This is a genomic window from Arthrobacter sp. B1805, assembly GCF_002929745.1.
Classification (GTDB): domain Bacteria; phylum Actinomycetota; class Actinomycetes; order Actinomycetales; family Micrococcaceae; genus Arthrobacter_D.
In genome coordinates, this window is sequence record NZ_PJIQ01000051.1 from 1 (window position 1) to 1,060 (window position 1,060).

A 1,060-nucleotide genomic window follows, 5' to 3' on the forward strand; every position below is an offset into this window, starting at 1 on the left:
CGCTGGTCCGGTGGAATCCCCTCCTTGTCCTGAATCTTCGCTTTCACATTGTCGATGGTATCCGAGCTCTCAACCTCTAAGGTAATTGTCTTGCCAGTTAAAGTCTTCACGAAGATCTGCATGCCACCACGGAGGCGGAGGACCAAGTGAAGTGTTGACTCTTTCTGAATGTTGTAATCCGCGAGAGTTCGGCCGTCTTCCAGCTGCTTTCCTGCGAAAATCAGCCTCTGCTGGTCCGGTGGAATGCCCTCCTTATCCTGGATCTTAGCTTTCACGTTGTCAATAGTGTCAGAGCTATCGACCTCTAGAGTAATTGTCTGTCCGGTCAGAGGTTTAACAAAAATCTGCATTCCTCCACGGAGACGGAGCACCAAGTGCAGCGTCGTCTCTTTCTGGATGTTGTAGTCAGCGAGGGTTCGGCCATCTTCAAGCTGCTTACCAGCGAAGATCAGCCTCTGCTGGTCCGGTGGAATGCCCTCCTTGTCCTGGATCTTAGCCTTCACGTTGTCAATGGTGTCGGAGCTTTCGACCTCCAGGGTGATGGTCTTTCCAGTGAGGGTTTTCACAAAAATCTGCATCCCTCCACGGAGACGGAGGACCAAGTGAAGAGTTGACTCTTTCTGGATATTGTAATCGGCAAGGGTTCGCCCATCTTCGAGCTGCTTGCCGGCAAAGATCAGCCTCTGCTGGTCCGGTGGAATACCCTCCTTGTCCTGGATCTTGGCTTTAACGTTGTCGATCGTGTCGGAGCTTTCGACTTCCAAAGTAATGGTCTTTCCTGTAAGAGTCTTCACAAATATCTGCATACCACCGCGGAGACGAAGCACTAAGTGCAAGGTGGACTCCTTCTGGATGTTGTAGTCGGCCAGTGTTCGACCGTCTTCAAGCTGCTTCCCGGCGAATATCAGCCTCTGCTGATCCGGTGGGATGCCCTCTTTGTCTTGGATCTTCGCCTTGACATTATCGATCGTGTCCGAGCTCTCAACCTCTAGGGTTATTGTCTTTCCGGTAAGAGTTTTGACAAAGATCTGCATCTTCAAAAGGGTAAAGGGAATTTTCT

Annotated in this window: 1 protein-coding gene; it reads right to left on the reverse strand. The window is 50.8% G+C overall.

Going from position 1 to position 1,060, the window contains the following annotated elements:
* On the reverse strand, positions 1–1,034 hold a 1,034-nt coding region (locus CXQ96_RS18705; protein WP_219816176.1), incomplete at its 3' end, for a ubiquitin family protein.
* Positions 1,035–1,060 lie beyond the last annotated feature (26 nt).